22 protein-coding genes are annotated in these 23,487 nt (G+C 49.2%); 6 read left to right on the top strand and 16 right to left on the bottom strand.

The annotated features are described in order from the left end of the window. Positions 1-2: 2 nt before the first annotated feature. From FHS17_RS12730 to FHS17_RS12720, 3 genes are read right to left on the bottom strand one after another with little or no spacing between them, the layout of a single operon-like run. Positions 3-320, bottom strand: a complete 318-nt coding sequence (locus tag FHS17_RS12730) for a hypothetical protein (RefSeq protein WP_167278765.1) — start codon at positions 318-320, stop codon at positions 3-5. A gap of 25 nt (positions 321-345) precedes the next feature. Further along, positions 346-1,470, bottom strand: a complete 1,125-nt coding sequence (locus FHS17_RS12725; protein WP_167278764.1) for a D-alanine--D-alanine ligase — start codon at positions 1,468-1,470, stop codon at positions 346-348. Between the two features lie 25 nt (positions 1,471-1,495). Beyond that, complete coding sequence (locus FHS17_RS12720; protein ID WP_167278763.1) at positions 1,496-2,857, bottom strand: amidase domain-containing protein; 1,362 nt, start codon at positions 2,855-2,857, stop codon at positions 1,496-1,498. A gap of 203 nt (positions 2,858-3,060) precedes the next feature. Here FHS17_RS12720 and acnA point away from each other — a divergent pair, with 203 nt between their 5' ends. Continuing rightward, positions 3,061-5,763, top strand: coding sequence for an aconitate hydratase AcnA (gene acnA / locus FHS17_RS12715; protein WP_167278762.1), 2,703 nt, complete (start codon positions 3,061-3,063; stop codon positions 5,761-5,763). A 281-nt stretch (positions 5,764-6,044) separates the two neighbouring features. On the opposite strand, the gene FHS17_RS12710 is transcribed toward acnA, so the two are convergent. After that, positions 6,045-6,788: an IclR family transcriptional regulator gene (locus tag FHS17_RS12710; RefSeq protein ID WP_167278761.1), complete on the bottom strand. Its 744-nt coding sequence runs from the start codon at positions 6,786-6,788 to the stop codon at positions 6,045-6,047. A gap of 236 nt (positions 6,789-7,024) precedes the next feature. Here FHS17_RS12710 and FHS17_RS12705 point away from each other — a divergent pair, with 236 nt between their 5' ends. Further along, complete coding sequence (locus FHS17_RS12705) at positions 7,025-8,137, top strand: alpha/beta hydrolase (RefSeq protein WP_167278760.1); 1,113 nt, start codon at positions 7,025-7,027, stop codon at positions 8,135-8,137. 87 nt (positions 8,138-8,224) lie between these two features. Here the strand turns inward: FHS17_RS12705 and folE are convergent, their stop codons facing one another. The 7 genes from folE to FHS17_RS12670 all read right to left on the bottom strand — a co-directional run bounded on the left by folE (position 8,225) and on the right by FHS17_RS12670 (position 12,611). Beyond that, positions 8,225-8,815, bottom strand: a complete 591-nt coding sequence (folE, locus tag FHS17_RS12700; RefSeq protein WP_167278759.1) for a GTP cyclohydrolase I FolE — start codon at positions 8,813-8,815, stop codon at positions 8,225-8,227. 39 nt (positions 8,816-8,854) lie between these two features. Then, positions 8,855-9,076 carry a YneF family protein gene (locus FHS17_RS12695; protein ID WP_167278758.1) on the bottom strand — a complete coding sequence of 74 codons (222 nt, stop codon included), beginning with the start codon at positions 9,074-9,076 and terminating at the stop codon, positions 8,855-8,857. 109 nt (positions 9,077-9,185) lie between these two features. Then, complete coding sequence (gene queG / locus FHS17_RS12690; RefSeq protein WP_167278757.1) at positions 9,186-10,364, bottom strand: tRNA epoxyqueuosine(34) reductase QueG; 1,179 nt, start codon at positions 10,362-10,364, stop codon at positions 9,186-9,188. 31 nt (positions 10,365-10,395) lie between these two features. Next, positions 10,396-10,830 carry a ribonuclease HI gene (gene rnhA / locus FHS17_RS12685; RefSeq protein ID WP_167278756.1) on the bottom strand — a complete coding sequence of 145 codons (435 nt, stop codon included), beginning with the start codon at positions 10,828-10,830 and terminating at the stop codon, positions 10,396-10,398. A 10-nt stretch (positions 10,831-10,840) separates the two neighbouring features. Continuing rightward, positions 10,841-11,428 (bottom strand): signal peptidase I, encoded by a 588-nt coding sequence (lepB, locus tag FHS17_RS12680; RefSeq protein ID WP_167278755.1) that lies wholly within the window; start codon positions 11,426-11,428, stop codon positions 10,841-10,843. 4 nt (positions 11,429-11,432) lie between these two features. Beyond that, complete coding sequence (locus FHS17_RS12675) at positions 11,433-11,990, bottom strand: DUF402 domain-containing protein (RefSeq protein ID WP_167278754.1); 558 nt, start codon at positions 11,988-11,990, stop codon at positions 11,433-11,435. Between the two features lie 198 nt (positions 11,991-12,188). After that, positions 12,189-12,611, bottom strand: coding sequence for a GNAT family N-acetyltransferase (locus FHS17_RS12670; RefSeq protein ID WP_167278753.1), 423 nt, complete (start codon positions 12,609-12,611; stop codon positions 12,189-12,191). Between the two features lie 355 nt (positions 12,612-12,966). On the opposite strand from FHS17_RS12670, the gene FHS17_RS12665 reads away from it, so the two are divergent. Both FHS17_RS12665 and FHS17_RS30300 read left to right on the top strand, forming a co-directional pair. Next, positions 12,967-13,581, top strand: a complete 615-nt coding sequence (locus tag FHS17_RS12665) for a superoxide dismutase (protein ID WP_167278752.1) — start codon at positions 12,967-12,969, stop codon at positions 13,579-13,581. A gap of 177 nt (positions 13,582-13,758) precedes the next feature. Beyond that, complete coding sequence (locus FHS17_RS30300) at positions 13,759-14,454, top strand: hypothetical protein (RefSeq protein ID WP_208420337.1); 696 nt, start codon at positions 13,759-13,761, stop codon at positions 14,452-14,454. Positions 14,455-14,762: 308 nt separating this feature from the next. On the opposite strand, the gene FHS17_RS12655 is transcribed toward FHS17_RS30300, so the two are convergent. The 5 genes from FHS17_RS12655 to FHS17_RS12635 all read right to left on the bottom strand — a co-directional run bounded on the left by FHS17_RS12655 (position 14,763) and on the right by FHS17_RS12635 (position 20,469). Next, positions 14,763-15,905, bottom strand: coding sequence for a S1C family serine protease (locus FHS17_RS12655; protein WP_167278751.1), 1,143 nt, complete (start codon positions 15,903-15,905; stop codon positions 14,763-14,765). A gap of 15 nt (positions 15,906-15,920) precedes the next feature. Then, positions 15,921-17,159 (bottom strand): FxLYD domain-containing protein, encoded by a 1,239-nt coding sequence (locus tag FHS17_RS12650; RefSeq protein WP_167278750.1) that lies wholly within the window; start codon positions 17,157-17,159, stop codon positions 15,921-15,923. 347 nt (positions 17,160-17,506) lie between these two features. Continuing rightward, a complete protein-coding gene (gene galU, locus FHS17_RS12645) occupies positions 17,507-18,385 on the bottom strand; it encodes a UTP--glucose-1-phosphate uridylyltransferase GalU (RefSeq protein ID WP_167278749.1) in 879 nt (292 codons plus the stop codon). Between the two features lie 27 nt (positions 18,386-18,412). Further along, positions 18,413-19,798: a HAMP domain-containing sensor histidine kinase gene (locus tag FHS17_RS12640; RefSeq protein ID WP_167278748.1), complete on the bottom strand. Its 1,386-nt coding sequence runs from the start codon at positions 19,796-19,798 to the stop codon at positions 18,413-18,415. Then, positions 19,795-20,469, bottom strand: coding sequence for a response regulator transcription factor (locus tag FHS17_RS12635; RefSeq protein ID WP_167278747.1), 675 nt, complete (start codon positions 20,467-20,469; stop codon positions 19,795-19,797). Before FHS17_RS12635 ends, FHS17_RS12640 begins: the two co-directional genes overlap by 4 nt. A 139-nt stretch (positions 20,470-20,608) precedes the next feature. Here FHS17_RS12635 and trxB point away from each other — a divergent pair, with 139 nt between their 5' ends. Then, entirely contained in the window at positions 20,609-21,550 is a 942-nt protein-coding gene (gene trxB / locus FHS17_RS12630; RefSeq protein WP_167278746.1) for a thioredoxin-disulfide reductase, read from the top strand. 177 nt (positions 21,551-21,727) lie between these two features. Next, positions 21,728-23,479, top strand: coding sequence for an alpha-glycosidase (locus tag FHS17_RS12625; RefSeq protein WP_167278745.1), 1,752 nt, complete (start codon positions 21,728-21,730; stop codon positions 23,477-23,479). Positions 23,480-23,487: the final 8 nt, after the last annotated feature.

Here is a 23,487-nt window from a genome sequence, read left to right as displayed (position 1 = left end):
AATTATACCCTCTCTCCGAAAAACATCTCGTAGGCGAGAGCCGTCTGAATGCGCGCTTCCTCTTCGTTCAGCTTGCGCACCAGCTCCATCTCCACTTCCGTCACTTCTTCGCCTTGGAAATTAATTTCCGCAATCGAGGCGAGGACGCGAACGATCGCAATCGCTTCGTTATTAGGTGTATACGCGATTACTTTCTGGCCGGTTGGGAAGACGCGGAACCCGCTCTTCACCATTTTGCCCCTACCGTATTCAAGCAATTCATACAGCTCTTGCTCCGATTTGAATTTACACACGGAATTAAACTCTGTTGCAAAACCCATTCTAAACTCCTCCTTTCTTCTAGAATTAGGGACCTATATTGCCGCAACCGCCATAATCTATCGTTTGCTTATCCGCATAACGCTTCAGAGCAAGATCGATCAGCTTATCAAGCAGATCACGGTAAGGCAGACCTGATTCCTTCCACATAAGCGGATACATACTGATTGGCGTAAAGCCTGGCATCGTATTCACTTCGTTAATGAATAGCTGCCCATCTGTTTTTCTTAAGAAAAAGTCTACGCGGGACAGGCCCGACCCGTCAATCGCAAGAAATGCACGAATCGCCATATCTCGTATGGCTTCTGCCTTATTGTTCGGGATATTTGCTGGAATGTGAATGGTTGATCTGCCATCTACGTACTTCGCCTTATAATCGTAAAACTCATTGGAAGGCGCAATTTCGCCCGGCACGGATACCTTCGGATCTTCATTTCCCAGTACGCTGACCTCAATTTCCCTTGCATCAACAAATTCTTCAATGATGACCTTGCGGTCAAATCGAAAGGCAAAATCTACGGCAGCGATAAGCTCATCTCGGTTCTTCGCTTTGGATATTCCTACGCTGGATCCGAGATTAGAAGGCTTCACGAAACAGGGATACCCTAATGCAACCTCACATTCCATAATAAAAAAGGAGGCGTCCTTCTCCCACTGCGCCCGGTTAAAATAACGGAATACGCACTGCGGCAGACCCTCGTAGGCGAATACTTTCTTCATTGTAATCTTGTCCATCCCGACAGAGGAAGCTAAAACCCCTGCCCCGACATATGGAATGTTCGCTATCTCCAGCATTCCTTGAATGGTTCCGTCTTCTCCGAAAGTGCCATGAAGCAGCGGGAAAACAACATCAATTCCTGCCGCAGTATTCCCGCCAGCTAGACTGCCAAGCAATGGAGCGAGCGGGAATGCCGGAGTTACAGGTACCTGCGAACCGTCAGGCGGCAGGAGCCGAAGCTCATCAATTGCCGCCGGCTGGCATCCAGCTACCTCTCCTACTCTCCACTCGCCAAGCTTAGTAATATAAAAAGGCGTTATTTCATATTTTGCGTAATCGAGCTCACCCATTACTGCAAATGCCGTCTGCAGCGATACGTCATGCTCTCCCGACTTCCCTCCGTAAATCAACCCTAAGTGTACTTTCTTCCCCATTAGGTATCCTCCGGTATGATCAATTTTAGAAGTGGTCCGCTATATGAAAAAAACGATATCTCGTTTGTTCTGTCCATGCATAGGAATCACGATAATCCCAGAAGCGATGCCGGCTCGGAACCGTATTCGCATTAACGAGCGGCATACCCGCCGCATCAAAGGCCGTAATAATCGTGCTGTGCTGGTACCTATTATCCCCGTTCCAATCATACGTAATGACATCACCAAGCTGAAGCTCTTCCACCGATTCAACAACCGTTGCATGCAGGCCAGAGCTTCGTTTGCCGGACAAATAATTGGTAAGTGCATTGGACACTGCCCAGCTGTAGCTCCACCATTCTTTACCGCCATTTCGGCCTTTGTACCACCAGCCGCTTTCTCTTTTACCAGTATAGTTCATAGGCGCGTGGCCTGCAAAGAGACACTGGGAAATATAGTTTGTACAGTTCACTTCAAATTCTTCATAGGCTGGATTACCTTCATTCCACCATCTGTCGGCGTAAGCAGCCGCCATTTCACGCCGGTATGGGATTCCTTTCACCCGCTGCTTCAGCTGTGGATACTGGTCAAGATTCAGAAATGGTGTGGACCGGAAGACAGATGCTTCCCGCGTCTGATCCAGAACCTCCTCTTCGACTGCACCTGTATATTCCGCCATTCCAAATCGTGGTCTCCGCTCGGCAATGACAGGCTCAACTCGGAAAATACGCCAAGCTTCTCCTGTAAAATTCAGCCATAGCCGCTCGAATTCGGTTCTCTCCTCCAGATAGTACAGCCCGGACTGCTCCATTTGCCTTTTGATATGCAGCTTCACAAGTACGGATACTTCCGTTGGGGATTCATTCACCCTTATCAGATCAGCTTTTGTCTCGCCTCTTGCTGGCAGCACACCACGATACAAATCTCTCTCCCTTAATCTCTCGAGTCGATAACGAAGTCGTGAGCAGTGATCTTTATCGTCTATATAGTCATCTAGGGCAGCAAAATGCTGATCTGTCTCCGCCTTATTATATAAGTTTACATATTTCGAAATGGCCGTTTTCCATTCACCAGAGGCTTCTCTCTTCTTTGCTCCTGCCTGATCCGAGGAACGAAGCAAGGAAGAAAGCTTCTGGCGGGCTGGCCTCTCAGCAGTATGTCCGGCAGAAGGCTGGGCAGACTTTGGATGGGTGGATTGGGCAGGTAGCTCTCTGGACGATGACAACGTCGGATTGCCGGTCTGCTCACGCACGACTGCATTATTAGGTACCTCAAACGAATGTCTCTCCTGAGAATCCGCCTGGCTTGACGGCTGGACGGAACGTACCGGCGCCGGCTGGAGCAGTAAGGCTTTGTTTGACCGCTGCCTATCGGCACGATTCCTTGGTCGATCCGATCGCGTAGACATGGCTACCCCTCCCATTCCTGTATTTGCTGGTTCATTATATGAGCAAATGTATTAATTCATGTAACAATCACCACAGGGCTTGGGAACACTACTTGAGGTAAACAGCAGAGGATGCTAATGAAGTGAAGTTTGCTTCGCAAACTTAAGCCGATGCTTTCGAAGCGAAGTTTGCTTCGCAAACTTTTTAGGAGGTCAAAAAGCGTATGTCCACGAACAACCCTTTTGCACAGCGCAGTACGCTGGATGCTGCCGGCAAAACCTATGTGTATTACCCGATCGCAGAACTGGAGAAGCAAGGGCTGGGCCCTGTTTCTAAACTTCCTTTCTCCATCAAAGTACTGCTTGAAGCGGCTGTCCGCCAATTCGATGGACGAGCGATAACGGAAGAGCATGTTAAGCAGATTGCCGCTTGGGCGAATGGCCGGGTTGATAAGGAAATTCCTTTTATTCCAGCTCGTATTGTTCTTCAGGATTTCACCGGTGTTCCAGTCGTTGTTGATCTTGCAGCGATGCGCGATACGGTAAAGCGTGCTGGGGGTGACCCGAAGAAGATCAACCCTCTTGTTCCGGTTGATCTTGTCATCGACCATTCCGTCATGATCGATACATTCGGCACCCCTGATGCCCTAGAGTACAATACCAAGCTAGAATTCAAGCGTAATGGCGAGCGCTACCGGTTCCTTCGCTGGGCGCAAACGGCCTTTGATAATTTCCGTGCAGTCCCTCCCGGTACAGGTATTGTGCATCAGGTGAATTTAGAGTACTTAGCGTCTGTGGCTGCGACCAAACAGATCGGAGAAGACACCGTTGTATTCCCCGATTCTCTTGTCGGCACAGACTCCCATACTACGATGATCAATGGACTTGGCGTTGTAGGCTGGGGTGTAGGCGGTATTGAGGCAGAAGCCGGGATGCTCGGACAGCCGCTTTATTTCGTCATGCCCGAAGTCATTGGTTTCAAGCTGACGGGCAGCCTAGCCGAAGGCTCGACCGCTACCGACCTTGCCCTGACCGTTACACAAATGCTGCGAAAAAAAGGTGTTGTTGGCAAGTTTGTCGAGTTTTTTGGACCAGGACTGTCCAATATCAGCCTGCCAGACCGTGCTACCGTGGCTAACATGTCACCGGAGTATGGTGCAACAATCGGCTATTTCCCTGTAGATGAAGAAGCACTCCGGTTCCTTCGTGATACAGGCCGGGATGAGGCGCAGATTGAACTGGTAAAGGCGTATTATCAGGCGCAGGATATGTTCCGAACCGATGAGACACCAGATCCTGTATTTTCGGATACGCTGGAGCTTGATTTATCGAGTGTTGTCCCCTCTCTCGCTGGGCCCAAACGGCCGCAGGACCGCGTAGAGCTTACGCATCTGAAAGAGGCGTTTAATGACATTATCAACCTGTCCGTTGAAAGAGGCGGTTACGGCTTAAGTGAAGAGAATATTAATCAAAAGGTTCCAGTTCACCATAAAGACGGCCGTGAGAGCGAAATGGGAACTGGTGCTGTAGTTATCGCAGCCATCACCAGCTGCACCAATACGTCCAATCCAAGTGTAATGCTCGCCGCAGGACTTGTGGCCAAGAAAGCAGTCGAACGCGGGCTTAAGGTACCTGCGTATGTGAAGACTTCACTGACGCCGGGTTCACTTGTTGTAACGGAATACTTTAATCGTGCAGGCTTAATGAAACCGCTTGAGTCACTTGGCTTCCACTTGACCGGATACGGCTGCGGGACTTGTATCGGCAACTCTGGCCCGCTTCCTGATGAAGTCAGCAAAGCCATAGCGGACAATGACATGACTGTAGCTGCCGTTCTTTCCGGCAACCGGAATTTCGAAGGCCGTATCCATGCCCAGGTAAGAGCAAACTATCTGGCATCCCCGCCGCTTGTCGTTTCTTACGCACTTGCTGGCACGGTTAATATCGACCTGTCGAAGGATCCGATCGGTCTAGGCTCGGATGGCAAGGCGGTTTATCTGAAGGATATCTGGCCAACAAATCAAGAGGTGCATGAAGCAATCAAAGCCGCACTCCGTCCGGAAATGTTCCGTGACAAATATGCCAACGTCTTCACGCAAAATGACCGCTGGAACGCGATCGAGGTACCAAAAGGTGAAAGCTACGAATGGGATCCGGATTCAACTTATATCCAGAATCCACCGTTCTTTGAGGATTTGGGTGCAGATATTGCCGACATCGTTGATATTCCAGCATCGAAGATCCTCGCCCTGCTTGGTGATTCAGTGACAACCGATCATATTTCGCCTGCGGGTAATATTAAGACCGACAGTCCAGCCGGCACCTATTTGACCGATCATAACGTAGATAAGGTCGACTTCAACTCTTATGGCTCCCGCCGCGGTAACCATGAGGTCATGATGCGCGGTACATTCGCCAATATCCGGATTCGTAATCAGGTGGCTCCAGGAACCGAAGGCGGTGTGACCACATATCTGCCTACGAATGAAGTGATGTCCATCTATGATGCTTCCATGAAGTATCAGGATGATGGTACCAACCTTGTCGTGATCGCCGGCAAAGAATACGGAACGGGCAGCTCTCGTGACTGGGCGGCCAAAGGCACCCTCCTGCTTGGCGTCAAAGCGGTCATTGCCGAAAGCTTCGAGAGGATTCACCGTTCGAACCTCGTAGGCATGGGTGTCCTTCCGCTGCAGTTCCTGGAAGGTCAAAGCTGGAAATCCCTTGGCCTGACTGGCCGCGAGACGATTGATATTTCGGGGCTTTCGAATGACGTAAAGCCGGGTCAAAAGGTAAGCGTCAAAGCCACCGATGAGAACGGCAAAGTAACCGAGTTCAGTACAACCGTACGACTCGACTCCATGGTCGACGTCGACTACTATCGCAACGGAGGCATCCTTCAAACCGTACTGCGCCAGATCATGTAATTCGCAAAAAAAGCGACTGTGCTAGGCTTAGCCTGCACAGTCGCTTTTTCTTTCTAATCTTCCACTCTTTAAAGTTAGGTTAATGGCAAACGGAGCATTCGAATGATTCTGGAGAAGCGAAGTTGATGCTTACGAAGTAGCTTTCTTTCAGAAAGCTTTGAAGCGTTCGCTTTTGCTCAGGGATTCCAATCCCATTGGAATTGTTCCAAGGAATCCCTGAGCAATGGCGATCGGAAGAACATTCGAATGCGCAGTTGCCCCCTTAACCTCTACTTTAACCGTCACTTTATCATCGTCCCCATACGCTTCGCATATTCAATTAAGACAGATGAATATTCACGCATACTCTCCATGGTTAACCGGCTTGCCGGTCCCGATACTGATAACGCTGCTGCTACCTGGCCATGCCGGTTGAAGATTGGCGCAGACAAAGCCGCTACACCCGGCTCCCGCTCTTCGAAGCTTGTTGCGTAGCCTTGCTCTACGATTTCCTCAAGCTGCTGCTTATATTGATCCAGATCGATGGTTAACAACCATGCGGGGTCGCCGAAAATCTGTTCTTGCACAAAACGGTCCGAATAAGCGATTAATACTTTGCTGGAAGCACCAGCATACAGGGGTAGTCTGGCACCAACCGGCGCAACCCGACGAACCGGCTGATTGCTTTGCACGGCTTGAATACGAACGCGTTCCGAGCCGTCACGCACATAAATACTTACCGTCTCTCCTAACCGGTCACGCAAACGCTCCATCTCCGGCTGCCAGATAACTGCTTGATCATCCGAACGGGATAAATGCGCCGACAGCTCCCACATCCGCATTCCAAGATGATACCGCTCCGACGAAGGATCCCTCTCTAGAAAACCCCGATCCTCCAGCGTAGCCAGCATACGGTGGACGGTACTTTTATGCAGACCGACCTTCTCCGCGATCTCTGACATGGCCAGATCCGTTCCCGTCGTAAAACATAGCAATATATCCAGCGCCCGCTCAACTGCCCGTACATTTGCTTTGCCCTCTTCCATGAAGTCCGTCCTCCTTTTGCTGTAAATCTAGTTCCGTACAATGAAACTTATTATCATCTAGTATACCTTAATAAAGTAAGAGTGGTAAAGATAAGTTCGTTCATTACAGCATGATTACAAATGCTTAACATTACATCGACATCAATTGACAGGCTCACCCTATCGGTCTACGATAAAAGTACTAGAAGCGTAGAAGCGCTTACATAGTTTTATGTTTTGTGGGGAGGGACACTGCGATGAACACAACTATTATGACACCGATGCCGCTTGAAACCGGCTTTCCTCAATCCTTGCAGCCTTATCCTCTTCTCGAAGGCGGACTGCAGAAACAACGACCTAAAGCGAAGACTCGCAAACATTTCTTTATTGCGCTTGTCGCCTCTTTCACTGCACTATGTTTGCTGCTTGTTCTCGTCTTCTACGGATATATCGCATGGATGCTGACTTATCCCTATGTTGCACCACTCACATCCAACCCGAAGGCCGCAGTTGGCCTCGATTATGAAGATATCATGTTACCTAGTGTAAGTGGTAAGACCACCGTCAGCGGCTGGTATGTCCCTGCTGCAGACAATGATTCAGACGCTGTCCTGGCAAGCTCGACCCAATCCTCGGAACGGACCGTTATTTTCAGCCATGGTTATGGAGCGAACCGGGAGGAAAGCTGGGTACCAATGTATGATCTGACGAAGCTATTGCATGGGCTTCACTATAATGTGGTACTTTTTGACTACGGATATGCTTCCCAGAAGCACAAAGCTCCAGCAACGGGAGGCATAGAAGAATCACAGCAGCTGCTTGCCATGATTAATTTTGCTAAATCCCGTGGAGCACAAGAGATCGTGGTTTGGGGCTTCTCGATGGGTGCAGGAACAGCGCTTCAAGCGGCACTCCAAACCAATGACATTGATGCCATGATTCTGGACAGCACTTTCCTTGCCAGCTCAGATACGATGTTCCATAACGTGACGCAAATCCTGCCGCTTCCTAAGTTCCCGTCTATGCCGCTGATCGAGACTCTGCTGCCGATCTGGTCAGGTGCGAATTTGAAGCAGGTACCCGTCAATCAAATATTAGCGAAATCCTTTAATATCCCGCTTTACATTATGCATGGTACAAATGATGCAAAGGCGCCTTACCAGTTAGCAGAGCAAATCGCAGCTGGTCAGTCGAATCCGCTGTCCCGTTCGTGGATCGTGCCAAACGGTCAACACGAAATGCTGTTCCGAGCTTCACCAACTGAATATATTCAGCGCGCAGCCCTATTCTTAGGCCAAGTGGACCAACAGTTCCAAGCTCAAGCAGATGCTGAATCAAACTCATCTGTTGAATCATCTCAAACGTTATAATAAGTATCTAGCACTTATACAAAAAGCCTCCTGTGCATCAAGCGAATCACGCTTGTTACACAGGAGGCTTTTCTTTCATTACTGCTGTTATTGCTTCAGCAGAGTCAGAAACTCTGAACGAAGCGCACTGTCCGAGAACACGCCGCGGACTGCCGATGTAACCGTCTTGCTGCCCGGCTTCTTAACGCCACGCGCGCACATGCACAGATGCTCGCCTTCAACAACAACCATCACACCTTGTGGCTTCAGCACTTCTTGCATGATATTAGCGATCTGCGTAGTAATCCGTTCCTGTACCTGAAGTCTTCTCGTTACCGCTTCAACAAGTCTTGCAAGTTTGCTGAGACCTGCGATTTTACCGCTTGGAATATATCCGATATGCACCTTTCCAAAGAAAGGCGCCATATGATGCTCGCATTGGCTGTAATAAACAATGTCTTTGACAATAACAAGCTCTTCATGCTGCTCGTCAAAGGTGACGCCTAGCACTTCGCGTGGATCTACCTCATAGCCTGCAAAAATCTCTTCATACATCCGGGTAACACGAGCCGGAGTCTCCAAGAGCCCTTCTCTTTCAACGTCTTCGCCAACCAGCTTCAGTATTTCTTTCACATGATGCTCAATTTGTTCCCGGTTGCGCGATACCGCCGAATTGACGTAGTCTTTCATACCCGCCATTTCGAACCACCTCTCCGGCTACTTCCAACTAACCGCACTTTATTTTCGTGGCATTTTCTGATTTTTCATCATATTCTGTGCACGATTCATTTGCTGCTTGTTCAAGTTGTAGCCCATTTGTTTGGCCATTTTTTGGATCATTTCTGGGTCATTCTGCATTTTCTCAAGCTGCTTGCGCAGGTAGAATACCCCGATAAAGAAGCCGCCTACAGCTCCTACGATTAACGTTACAATCGGAATAATGATGCTCCATGCCGACATTATTATAACTCACCCGACCCTTTCTATCATTGCTGCCTATAGTCTATAATGACCACTATAATAGCATGTAAAGCGGGCATTCGCAAACGTCCCGCAGAAGTAAATTTTCCTAGCTTTCACGCGGGATAGAAGGCGCATCGTCAGTCCCAATCTGTACCGCCTCAAGACTAGCAATTGCTCGTTCCATATAAACTCTCGCTTCTTCATCAGACTCACTCTGCAGGACTTCACGCAAAGCGTCCAACGCCTCTTCGCCGCCAATTCGGCTAAGTGCCCAAGCTGCCGTACCACGCAGTACCGGCCTTGTATCTTCCTTCATGACGCCGATCAGATCGGGTACGGCGCTTTTCTCCTTGAAGTTACCTAGTCCAATAACCGCATTCCGCTGAATCGGCTTCTTGCCCCGCCAGGCAGAGGAACTAGAAGCATAGCGCTCCTTGAACTCTCGATTACCAATCGTTAGCAGCGGGACAAGCAATGGCTTCACAAGCTCAGGATCCGGCTGAAGCTCGGGCTGATGCGTCCAGTTCTTACCCCGGTTCACGGGGCAGACCGTCTGGCATGTATCGCAGCCATATAACCGATTGCCGATTTTACGCATAAGCTCATCAGATACGAACCCTTTGGTCTGCGTAACAAAAGAAATACATTTCTGTGAATCCAGCTGACCTGGGCCAACTAGCGCATCTGTCGGGCAAGCGTCGATACACTTCGTACACTCGCCGCAGCCTTCTGTTACCGGTGTATCCGGCGGGAATGGAATATTCGTTATCATCTCGCCGAGATAAATCCACGAACCAAGATCCTCACTTAAGATCGAGCAGTTCTTAGCACTCCACCCAATCCCTGCACGCTCGGCAACAGCACGATCCGATAACGCTCCCGTGTCCACCATACTCTCCACACGTACTCCTGGTACATGTTCCTTCAGCCAGGCTTCCAGACGCGCCAGCCTGTCCCGCAGCACCTTATGATAGTCCTCTCCCCAAGCAGAACGCGACAAAATACCGCGCCGTGCTCCTGGTTCCGACTTTGGCGGATTATGCAACTTCGCAGGATACGCAACTGCAATCGCGATAATCGATTGAGGATTTTCAAACAGCAAAGCCGGATTTGTCCGTTTGTCCAAATCCGGCTCTTCGAAACCTGATTCCCGGCCAAGCTCCCGGTGCCGGATCAGCCTCGTTTTTAATTCTGTAAACGGATCTGCGGAAGCGAAGCCGATCTTATCGATACCAAGGATTGGCGCCGCTTCACGAATGTCTTCTTTTAACTTCGCCCACTCCATCAATATCGTGCTCCCATCCTATTTATTCCTATTACAGTCGTTTGATCGCTTCACGGGCAAGCTCATCACAGCGGTTATTCCATTCGTTGTCGCTATGCCCCTTCACCTTGATGTACTCCACCTGGTGGCGTTTCATCAGATCCCATAATACTTGCCATAAATCCTGATTCTCAACCGGCTCCTTTTTGCTATTCTTCCACCCATTGCGCAGCCAGCCATGAATCCAGCCCTTCTGGAAGCAATTCACGACATAGGCAGAGTCACTATAAACCTTGGCTTTGCAAGGCTCCTTCAACAGGCTCAGCGCTTCAATAACCGCTTGAATCTCCATCCGGTTGTTCGTGGAGTGCTTCTCTCCCCCGGATATTTCTTTCCGATGAGCTCCATAGAACAGTACAGCTCCCCAACCTCCTGGCCCCGGATTACCGGAACAGGCGCCGTCCGTATATACCGTTACATCTTTCATGATCCAACTCCTACAACGTGCTCGCCTGCTTAAACGGCCAAAGAATAAAATCCGCTCTCCCATGGATCATCGACCGCGGCACCGTACCAAAAATCCGGCTGTCCTTGCTTGCTCTGGCGTGACGGTTATCTCCCATAACGAAGTATTGACCTTTCTGAACGTTTACTGGCATGAAATCCAGATCCTCGATCTCAACATCGGTATACTTCTCCGTTATTTTTTCCCCATTGCGATACAGCTCTTTATTGTAAATCTCGATACGATCACCAGCTACGCCAACAACCCGCTTCACCAAGTAATCCTTGTCCCCTCCAAAATCAGAAGGATCCTCAAGGATCACGACATCTCCTACCTTCGGATTTCCAACGAGATAGGCGAACTTATTCACGAACAGCCATTCCTTGTCCTGAAGCGTTGGCTCCATCGAATGGCCCTCTACCGTCGACAGGTTAAAGACGAACAGATGAAGTACCATAACGATAAGAAATGAAATCGTAATGGTCTTGCCCCACTCCAGCAGTTCTTTTATCCAGCGGGACTTGTTATCAAGAGCATTCTGCTCGACCTTATCGTTTATTTCCGAAGGGGATACACTCACAGGCTTACCCCTCACTTTCCCCACAGCTGTTGTGCCAGTCCGTATAGTAGCCCTGGACAATCTCATCCTGAAACGGAACTGCTCCCTCGTCCATTCGTTTCAGAAGAGCGGACAAGCCTTGCTGCACCTTGTCCTCCACCATCTGCGGATAATGGTAAGCTAGTTTGTGCATCTGATACTCATCTTGATCGACAACATAACGGTTACCATCAGTTGTTCGAATCACATCCAGATCATAATCGATATAGGTAAGCACATCCCCCTGCATATAAGGAGGAGATGCGATATTACAATAGTAACGAATGCCACTGTCTTCAAGCAGAGCTACAACATTAAACCATTCACCGGGAATAAAAAACGACACCGCTGGTACACGGCTGATCCATTGCTTGCCGTCAGATTCCAAGATAGGCGTCTGACGATTAATAAGCACAATGATATTGTGATCCCGATGTACCTGTGCAAGCCGTTCCGTGGGCACAAGGTAGTTGCGCAGCCATGTTCGATGAATATGACCATCGTGCTTGAAGCTTTTGATAACACAGTGCCTATAGATGTCCATGACGCCTCTCCTTACTTATTGTGAAACGGTCGCGGTCTGCCTTCAGCCCGCATTCGTATGTTCCAAACAATAGTCCTTTTAAATAGAAAAGCATATCTGACCGCCAAAAGCAATGGCGATGCAGATATGCCCTGCACAATATGTGCTAAAATGCCGGCCAAGTGTAATGGCTGCGCCGTCCTGTGGAGGCGGAGCTGCTTAGCCTGCTACAATACTTAATTTCTGGAATGAACGGAAAAAGTCGTTCGAAGCATATCCCATCGCTTCATATAACGGCAATACCGGTTCATTATGCTCGTCGGCGGTGATTAATATTTTGGAAACGTTGCGTTGTTCAAAGCGCTGCCGTAAGGCTTGTATAAGCGCTTTTCCAATTCCTTGACGTTGATACTCTGCATGAACAGCGATGCGATAATAATAACCTTTGTTATTATCGATCGTACCGATGATCATACCAACAACTTCCGACTCTTCGACAGCGACTAGTACGAGCTCACTGTCCCATGACAATTGACGAGCAAAAGCTTCCATCGTTTGTTCGTAACACTCTTCAGACAATACATCCTCGAGGAGTGTAGTAAGCGGTCTGTAGTCAGACAACTGGAAGGAACGAACGTTCATTATTTATACACCTTCTATACCTTGTCATAGTGCTGCATTAATATATTTTACGACATTTTGTAACGAAATCCTTCTTTCATCTTAAAAAAAACTTAAAAATTTTAAAGAAATTTGCGAAATAACGTTGAAAACGCTTTATTTTAAGCGCTTACAAGGACTTTTTAACCATTTTCTTAAAATACGGCTCGTTTTCTAATGTTTTTGCATATTTCCTCCTCTTTCGTGAAATGATAGGGTTCGTATGTCTTTGTCCTCAAACAGTCGACTTTTGAAACCTTAATGTTGATTTATGCACTCGGATAAGGGATAATATGAGAAGAGTTTTACATAACCTATTTATGGGAGGCTGTTAATTATGGCTCATCAATTACCTGCATTGCCTTACGAGAAAAACGCACTGGAACCACATATCGACGCGCTGACAATGGAAATTCACCACGGCCGTCATCACAACGCTTATGTAACAAACCTGAATGCTGCTCTGGAATCCGCTCCTGAGCTGCAAGACAAATCGCTGGAAGAACTGCTGGCTAACAACCTGGCAATCGTTCCTGACGCAATCAAAACAGCTGTTCGCAACAATGGTGGTGGACACGCTAACCACTCCCTGTTCTGGGAAGTAATTGGACCAAACGGCGGCGGCGCCCCTACTGGCGCACTTGCTGCAGCAATCGAAAGCGAACTGGGCGGCTTCGACGCATTCAAAGCTGAATTCGCTAAAGCAGCTACAACTCGCTTCGGCAGCGGCTGGGCTTGGCTGTCTGTTAAAGACGGCAAACTGAAAGTTTCGAGCCTGCCTAACCAAGACAGCCCGATCTTCGAAGGCGAAACGCCTGTACTAGGTCTGGACGTTTGGGAGCATGCTTACTACCTGAACTACCAAAACAAACGCCCTGATTACATTGCAGCGTTCTGGAACGTTGTAAACTGGGCTGAAGTTGGCAAACGTTACGAAGCAGCAGTTAAATAATTACTGCTTAATCAACAAGGCTGTCCCTAATGGGGCAGCCTTGTTTTATTTAGGATGAAATTTGTCGCAAAGTATCGTCAGCTCCAGCCGCATCGTGCACACGAATAGGCATCCGCCGCATAAGATGGATGAGGATGAATGCCTAATCTGTCATACGAAGGAGTCTGACAAAAGCGCATGAGCAGCTATACTTATAGGTATATCGAAGGGAAAGGCAGCAACAACGTTGTCAGTAACTGCGGCTGCGGAGGCACTCGCATGTTTATGCCACCACCAGGACCGTTTCCACCAGGGCCAGGGCCAGGGCCAGGGCCAGGGCCAGGACCAGGGCCGGGACCAGGGCCAGGACCAGGACCGGGGCCGTTCCCGCCAGGGCCGGGGCCATTCCCGCCAGGGCCGGGGCCGTTCCCGCCAGGGCCGGGGCCATTCCCGCCAGGGCCGTTCCCGCCAGGACCGGGGCCATTCCCGCCATTTCCGCCATTCCCTCCGTTCCCTCCTGGCCCAGGGCCAGCTTTTGTAACGGTAGTTATTAACGGCGGACGTTTTTTCCCGAATGTAACTAATTCCTACAGAGTACCTTTCCGGTTTGGAATGACGATTCGAAATGCCCTTCAAGCAACCGGCGTCGTACGTTTCGGGTTTAATGGCCAAATCGCTTCTGTCAGCGGCATTCCACTTGGTGGACCAATTCAGGCTTTATTGCGCTTGAATGGCCGTGTGATCCCGCAGAACTTCCTGAATGCCCAAGTACAGAGGTTTGATACCGTCTCTCTCGAGCTGATTTTTAATTTAACAGGCCGCTCCGAGGATGAGCTTTCGCAAGACCTGACCGACATTGCACATTTGAACATTGCTGATCACTATATTGAGTAACCCAACTCGAGCTGTAAGGTCATTTTCGGCCTTACAGCTTGTGTTTCTCACCACAATCCCAGTTGTAGGGCTGAAAACGGCCTTTCAACCACTCGCGGGAGGCGTTTCACCCGGTTTCATCAAGCTGTTAGGCTGTTTTCAGCCTTACAGCTCATTCTCTCCGCTGCTTTCTAGCCCGTAAGGCGGAAAACAGCCTTACAACCGAGATAGTGGCGCAAGGCAGCAGCACGTCAGTAACAGAAACAAAAGAAGGCCATTCCGTTAAATCGGAATGACCTTCTTTTCGCTTGCGCAGCTCTGGATCAGGGTTATTTCTTTTCCTTTTCCTCTTCCTGCTTGATCGCTTTCCCTTTACCGCTGATCAGCTTAAGCTGATCGTTCTCGTAACCAACATCGTAGGTTACTTGATATTTGCTCAGCCTGTATTCCCCGTCTAAACGTTCATCAACGGATATAATTGCTGTTACAATCGCTTCATCATCACCTTCTTTGGTGACGTGAATGTTGTCAATGACCACATTCCGAGTCACCATGTACCCTTGACGGAATGACTCGTAGCTCGTACCAAGCTTCCAATTGCCGCCGAGCAAGGAGTAAGCATATACATAGTCGGCGTTATTTAGACTGTCGTAGAAGTGGGTAACCAAATATTCCGCATACTCCGTAATCGAAGCATCCTGTTTGACCGCACTATCGTCTTCTTCCGGCTTCCATTCGGGCAGCGTCTTCATCGGATTTTGTGACCATGCCTCAGCTAGATCAAGTACGTTTACGATCGGAATACTAAATCCAATTGAGCTTTCTTCAATTCCAGCTGAGTTGATACCAAGCACTTCCCCAGTCTTCTTGTCGACGAGTGGTCCACCGCTATTGCCCGGCGCAATTGGCGCTGAGATCTGGTACAAGTCGTTATACGTGTATGGCTTGATCTCAAAGCTCCTGCCCAAACCACTTACCATTCCCGTGGTAACGGTATTCTGAAAGCCTAGTGGACTGCCTATCGCAATAACTTCATCACCAATCTCAGCCTTTTCCTTCCTCACCATAACAAGCGGCTCTACGCCAGCTAATCCAGGCACACGAACTACCGCTACATCCGTTTCCGTGCTGATGCCAATGACATCCCCCTCAAGCTCCCGTGCATCTGCCGTCTTTACCGTAACCTTACTCTCTCCCGCGACAACATGAGCATTCGTAATAAGGTCACCTTTATCGTTATAGACAAAGCCTGAGCCTTGCGTTCCGTCCTTTGTTTCAATCATTACAACCAGCTTTTGTGTTGCGTAAATAATATCCTTCAGTGATTTTGGCGCTCCTGCATTGGCATCTGCAAGCAGAGGCAATCCACTTAACTGCTTAGGCACCTCGGTATGGATGAAAACAGCTGCTCCCGCTCCCACACATAGAACTACCAACGACGTGATGAGGCTAATCCATGTTCCTTTTTTCATGATTAATTCCCCTACCTAATCCAAATACCATGTCATATGATCAATGGCCACTGTTGCATTCTCATCCTGCACATGATGTACAACGAAGGTAAAGCTGAACGTCTCTCCAGCTTCAATATAGGATGGAGTCGCATCCACCTTACCGGTTGTAATCACATTTCCTTTTGAATCATGAACTGTATATTCGATCGAAACGGAGTAAATCGGCCGAGTTGCCGCATTCAGCAGCTCCCCTGTCACATTAAAGTCGCCTAAAGCATCAAGCTCCGCATTAACATGCTTCACTTTTACAGCTGCCGTCTGATTTAGCAGATCCTCTTCCGCCGCCATCTGCATCGCCTGTTCAATCCGTTGCTGCTCCGCCTGCTCGAAGTTTTTCTTCTCTACAACAATTTGGTCATACAGCTTTGTGAGCTTCTCATTGTCGGACGCGTAGATCAAGCCTTTTTGCGCTGCTGTGATCGCAGCCGTGAAATTCTTTTTCTTCCGCAGTGAATCCGCTTCTGCATAGCTAAGATCGGCAATCTTTGCCACAATCTTTTTCCGCAACGCCAGCGCCTCATCACCAGTCAAACTTTTCACCTGATTGTATTCCCTTGCAAGGTCATCAATGTTCTCCATAGTCTCGAACTCGGCAGATACCTGAAGAACCGTTACCCGAGTAGTCAAATTATCCACTTGTTCCCGCACGTTGCCAAAAACCGCTTCTTCCCGGCTGCGCAGCTTTGACTTCACTTGCTCAAGCAAGGTAGATGCCTCATCTAAATCATCGCTATTCAGCCTCTGCTCGACTTCCGTAATCGAACGGTTCAGCGATAAAGCCTCTTCCACAATCTTCAGATCCGCCTGTACCGGCTTAAAATCAGGCCTTGCATCGGCTGCTTTATTCAGCTGTTTGAACGCATCTTCATACTTGCCTGCAAGCGCCTCCTGCCTTGCTGATTCCTGCCATTTCAGTACACGGTCATTTAATTTTGCTTCATATAAATAATAGGACAACAGCAACGCTGCAATACCAATGAATAAGACGAGGGGAATAAGTCCAACTAGTTTACCTGCAGGTCGTTCAGGCAGCAGCTTAGTTTCGAGAGCAGGACCGGCCTGATCCTTCGCCATATCCCATTCATCAAGTGCCGCTGCCTGCGCCTCAGTACCATGCTGTATATTTCGTTTTTCAGGCTCGAGCAGCCTGCCGCATCTGCTGCAGTATACGGCATCCGCATCATGCTCCCTAACGCAATGATGGCAATACAATTTCATTCTCCTCCAGATTCATCTCATATATCTCTTATCTATTCTATATGAAATAATAAATGATCTCCATTTTTCCTTTCTGGAAAATAAAAAAAGTTTCTCCAACACTTTTCAGCACAAAAAAAGCCGGTCCCGTTTACGCAGAATTCGGCTTATAACCACTTATTCTATTTTACTCTCTACCCCAATTGGTACCATATACATGCCTGTACGCTCATCCTTATGAATGGCGACCTCGATCCATAACATTAGATGAATCAGCAGCGCAATAATTTATCTATAGAAGCAAAAAAAAGCACGATGGGATCTCCCACCGTGCTTTTTCACTTTTACTATTGCCCATTAGACTAGAAAAGCCGCTCACGCAAAAACTTCTTAATCTCATCAGCTAGATCTTCCCGCTCCAATGCGAAATCGATAGTAGCCTTCACGAAGCCAAGCTTATCCCCCACATCATGACGCTTGCCGGTAAAGCGATGTGCCAGAATAGGAGAAATATGATTAAGCCGCTGCAAACTGTCTGTCAGCTGTATTTCACCTGCTTTACCAGGCTTTGCATGCTCCAGAAGTTCGAAGATTGCCGGATCCAGCACGTACCGCCCGACTACAGCCCAATTGGAAGGTGCCTGTCCCGGTGCTGGTTTTTCGATCAGATCACGAATTCTTGATGGATCCGCCTCGTCAAATGCAGCAATCCCGTATTTATGTGTCTGATCCCATGGCACTTCCATCATCGCAACAACGGAAGAACCCGTATCTTCATATTGAGCAATCATTTGCTGCAGGCAAGGAGGTTCGGAACGCAGGATGTCATCACCAAGCAGCACCGCAAACGGCTCATCTCCTATGAAACGCCGCGCACAAAGAACAGCATGTCCAAGTCCCAGCGGCTCCTTCTGACGGACATAATAAATATCAGCCAGATGGGAGATATCCCGGACAATGGTAAGCATCTCTTCATTGCCGCGCTCCTCCAGCTCCTTCTCCAGCTCATAGGATTTGTCAAAATGATCCTCGATCGCGCGCTTATGACGGCCGCTTACGATAATGATGCTGTCTATGCCAGACTGGACCGCTTCTTCAACGATATATTGAATAGCCGGCTTATCGATAATCGGCAGCATTTCCTTCGGCTGTGCCTTCGTTGCGGGCAGGAACCGCGTACCTAGACCGCCCGCAGGAATGATTGCTTTTCGTACCTGCTGCGTGGCCTTCTGTTGTACCATCCTGATCACCCTCTCTATATAAGCAGTTTAACCTACTTGTACCTCTGGCTGAAGAGGCAGACGTACTACAAATACCGTCCCCTGCTCCACATCCTCTATGTCGATCGTTCCGCCGTGGATGTCGATAATCTTTTTCACAATAGACAAGCCTAGCCCGCTTCCACCCTCTGTGCGATCCCGTGACGGATCAACCTTATAGAACCTCTCGAAGACACGTTCCCGCTCCTCCTCTGGAATACCGCTGCCAGAATCAGCGATTCGGACGACGGCATGACCATTCTCCTCTGACAGCTGGAACGAAATCTTGCCTTCCTCCGGCGTAAATTTGATGCTGTTGGTAAGCAGATTAATCCACACCTGATTGAGCTGATCCTCATCCGCCTTAATAACCGTTTCCTCCATTAAGAGCTCAACGGTCAGACGTTTCGCAAGCCAGGCAGGTTCGGAGGACAGTACAACGTCTTGGAGCTGTCGGTCCAGCCGGTAGGAAGCCGGTTCATACGGATGCTGCTCGGAATCAAGAGAAGCAAGCTTGAGCAGGTTCTCACTAAGACGGGATAAACGGCTGCTCTCCTGTTTAATAATACCAACATACCGATTCCGGTCTGATTCGGTCAACTCTTCGCTGCGAAGCGCTTCGGCAAATCCTCCGATCGAGGTGAGCGGTGATTGGATTTCATGCGATACATTGGATACAAAGTCACGACGCATCGTCTCCAGCTGCGACAAGCTGTAGGCCATCTTGTTAATACTGTCCGCCAACTCTCCCAGCTCATTACGGTGAGACATAGGGAGTTGTACACTAAAGTCACCTTTGGCAATGCGGGTAGTTGCAGCCGTCATCATTTTGAGCGGCTTCACAAGGTAACGGGCAGCTAACAGAATTAAGATACAGCCAACTACAAGCAGTGTAATTAAGATCGTAAATGTATTCCGCTGAAAGCTCTTAAACTGCCGCACATGGTCGGGTGCAATAAACACCGCCCATTCCGTATTCCCAAACTGTGCAAGACGTCCATACGCCGGCGGCGATGATGGCCCGGTTCGATGCTCGTCCGCAAAGTCGACCTTCTGTGTCTGACCGTCGAACACACTGGTTAGCGTCTTCCAGCTCAAATGATTCACAATGGACCGGCTTGTCCGGCCGACTTGAATGACCATTCCATTCTTATTCACCGCTACAATAGACATCTCTTGAAGGCTCGACACCTGTTCTAGAAAGGCAGGCAGTGAGCGCGGCGGCGAACCATTGTACAGCTTCTCCAGCCGGGTAATCATCATCTCTTCCATTCCGAACTGCCCCTGAAGGTCACGCCGAAAAAACTGATTAGCCGTAAAATAGGCAATACTTATACTTACTAATACGATGACCAGAAACGTCACCGCTATTCGCACATACAAGCTGCGAATCATGCATGCTCCTCCAATCGGTAGCCCAGACCGCGAATCGTCACGATGCGGAAGCCGAAAGCTTCTTCTGGGAACCGTTCACGAAGCCGTTTAATATGTACATCAACTGTACGCTCGTCCCCTTCGTAGTTCATCCCCCACAATTGCTCGATTAAATGCTCCCTTGTGAAGGTTTTACCCGGATAGCTTGCGAGCTTAAACAACAGTTCGAATTCCCTCGGCGGCAGCAAAATCTTCTCTCCGTTCGCCACCAGCTGGAAGTCTGAGCGGTTCATCAACAAGCCGCCAAGCTCAACGATTTGAGAAGAAGCGATGCGGTAGCGCTTAAGCAGCGCTTTTACCCGAACGATCAGCTCCGGCGGATCAAACGGCTTGACGACATAATCATCGGCACCAAGCTCGAATCCTTTCACCTTATGAGCCGTCTCCCCCTTGGCCGTCAGCATGAGCAGCGGCATGTCGAAGGACTCGCGCAGGACGGAGCATAGCGCCCAGCCATCCATCTTGGGCATCATCACATCAATAACGGCAAGATCCGGCTTCACTGCCTCCAGACGGGTAAGCGCGTCTTCCCCATTAATCGCTTCAATAACTTCATAACCTTCCCTGCGTAAAAATAAGCTAACCAATTCCCTTATATTCGGATCGTCATCTACGACTAGTATTTTCGGCATTTGAAGCACCTCCCGTACACTCTCTTTCTACAATAATACATCTAGATGAAAATAAGATGAACTGTGTTGACAAAGTTTACAGATTATAATAATTTTAAACTAGAAATATGATTCACCATATAGGACGGAGGAAATCATTATGCATAAAACAGTAATTATCGGTACCGGCCCTGCCGGCTTAACGGCGGCGATCTATCTGGCGCGCGCTAATATGGAACCACTCGTTATTGAAGGCTGGCAGCCAGGTGGTCAGCTTACTACAACAACAGAAATCGAGAACTTCCCAGGCTTCCCTGAGGGTATTCTTGGCAGCGAATTGATGTCCAACATGCGCAAACAAGCGCAGCGCTTCGGTGCAACCTTCCGCAATGGCTCGGTTAAGAGCGTCGACTTCAGCAAACGCCCTTACACACTTGATGTAGAAGGCATTGGCGAGATTCTAGCCGAATCCGTTATTATTTCGACTGGCGCATCTGCTAAATATCTTGGTATTCCAGGCGAGCAAGAAAACATCGGACGTGGCGTCAGCACTTGCGCAACTTGCGATGGCTTCTTCTTCCGTAATAAAAAACTCATTATCGTTGGCGGCGGTGACTCTGCCATGGAAGAAGCGGTGTTCCTGACTCGCTTCGCTTCTGAAGTAACGATCGTTAACCGTCGTGACGAGCTTCGTGCATCGAAAATCATGCAGGACCGTGCTCGTGCGAATGAGAAAATCAACTGGAACCTGAACAAAACTCCACTTGAAGTTGTTCCAGGCGAAATGGGTCTGAAAGGCCTGAAAGTACGCAACAATGCAACTGGTGAAGAAGAATTCGTGGAAGCAGACGGCTTGTTCGTAACGATCGGCCACACACCTAACACGAAATTCCTCGGCGGCCAAATTGACACTGATGAGCAAGGCTACATTATCGTGAAGCCAGGCACTTCGGAGACAAACATTCCAGGCGTATTCGCTTGCGGCGACGTGCAAGACCGTCAATACCGTCAAGCGATTACAGCAGCAGGCAGCGGCTGTATGGCAGCTCTTGATGCCGAGCGTTTCCTTGAAGCGCAAAGCCATGACGCGGTACATGCTTAAGAAATAATTTTAATTGCTTGTGGTAGATTAAAGCCGCCCATAGTATAATGGGAGAAGTTTGATTAAACAATAATTTAAAGGCAATGCTACCTACAAAGGTACAACCTCGCTGATTTATTAGCAGGTTGTGCCTTTTTCTGTTTTTTACCCATTATTCGATTGGAGTGATCCTCATTTATGCTGCTGGAAGCGATCTATCACAGACCAAAACAAAACTGGGCTTATGCTTATAACGAAACTACCCTGCATATCCGGATTCGCACAAAACGTCATGATGCAGAGCGTGTGGAACTCATTGCCGGGGACAAATATGACTGGAGCGGGACGATGACGACCGTAGAGATGACGGTTCTCTCATCCGATGCATTGTTCGACTATTGGGAGGCATCCATAGAACCTCCATTCCGCCGCCTGCGTTATGCCTTCCGCCTGACTGGCAGCGAGGGAGAGGTTTATTTTACGGAAAATGGCTTCCCAGCGGCGCTGCCGGATAACCCAAATACATTTTTTGATTTTCCCTATATCAATAAGGTGGATGTGTTCGCTCCCCCAGCTTGGGTGAAGGATGCTGTCTTTTATCAGATCTTCCCGGAACGGTTTGCTAATGGCGACCCATCGCTTAATCCGGAGAAAACGGAAGCTTGGGGCGGTAAGCCAACTCCAACTAATTTCTTTGGCGGTGATCTACAAGGTGTGCTTGATCATCTTGACCATCTGGTCGAGCTTGGCATTAATGCTGTCTACTTCACACCGCTGTTCGAAGCGACAACCAATCATAAATATGATACCGAGAACTATATGCGTGTGGACCGTCATTTTGGCACGAACGAGAAGCTGAAGGAGCTTGTGGAGGCTTGTCATAAGCGCGGGATCCGCGTGCTGCTGGATGCAGTATTTAATCATGCAGGCCGAACGTTCCCACCTTTTGTAGATGCGCTGAAAAATGGTGAAAAGTCCGTATACGCAAACTGGTTCCATGTGCGAGAATGGCCGCTTCAGGTCATCGACGGTATTCCGACTTATGAAACCTTCGCCTTCGAGCCTATGATGCCAAAGCTGAATACGGAGAACCCTGATGTAAAAGCCTATTTATTCAATGTCGCGCGGTATTGGATTGAAAAAATCGGCGTCGATGGCTGGCGGCTGGACGTAGCTAATGAGGTAGATCACCAGTTCTGGCGCGAATTCCGCAAAGCTGTGAAACAAGTGAACCCTGAGGCTTATATTTTGGGAGAGATCTGGCATGATGCAATGATGTGGCTGGAGGGCGATCAATTCGACTCCGTGATGAACAATCCATTCACGAATGCGGTACTCGACTTCTTTGGACATCAATCGATTGATGCGAAGGCGTTCGCCGATGCGATCGGCCGGCAGCTTGCCGCTTATCCGCAGCAGGTGACGGAAACGGCGTTTAACCTGCTGGACAGCCATGATACGCCGCGGCTTCTTACGATCTGCGGTGATGAGGTAGATGCGATGAAGCTGGCGGTTCTGTTCCAGCTGACGTATCCGGGAGCGCCGTGTATTTATTATGGCGATGAAGTGGGCATGAACGGCGAGGGGGATCCCGACTGCCGGAAATGTATGGTGTGGGAGCCAGAGCAGCAGAACCTCGAGCTGCTCGCGTTCTACAAGCAGGCGCTTGCGCTTCGGCGCGAGCACGCCGCTTTGCGGAGCAGCGACATCCGCTTCCTGCAGGCAGCGGATGGTGAAGATGGCGGCGTGATCGTGTACGAACGCCGCGATGAGGCTGAGCGCATCCTTGTCGCGATGAATACGCGAGGACGCGAGGCTGTTGCCGCCGTGCCAGCCGGCGGCGTTTGGGTGTCGCTGCTGGAGGAGCAGCGGCAGCTTGAGCCGGTGGCCGGGAAGCTGCTGCTGCAGCTCAAAGGCTACGGCTATGGGATTTGGAAGCAGCTTAATTAATGCAAAAA

The organism is Paenibacillus lupini (assembly GCF_011761355.1).
GTDB lineage: Bacteria > Bacillota > Bacilli > Paenibacillales > Paenibacillaceae > Pristimantibacillus > Pristimantibacillus lupini.
Note: the sequence above shows the minus strand (reverse complement) of the source record. Positions and strands in the feature narration are given on the sequence as shown.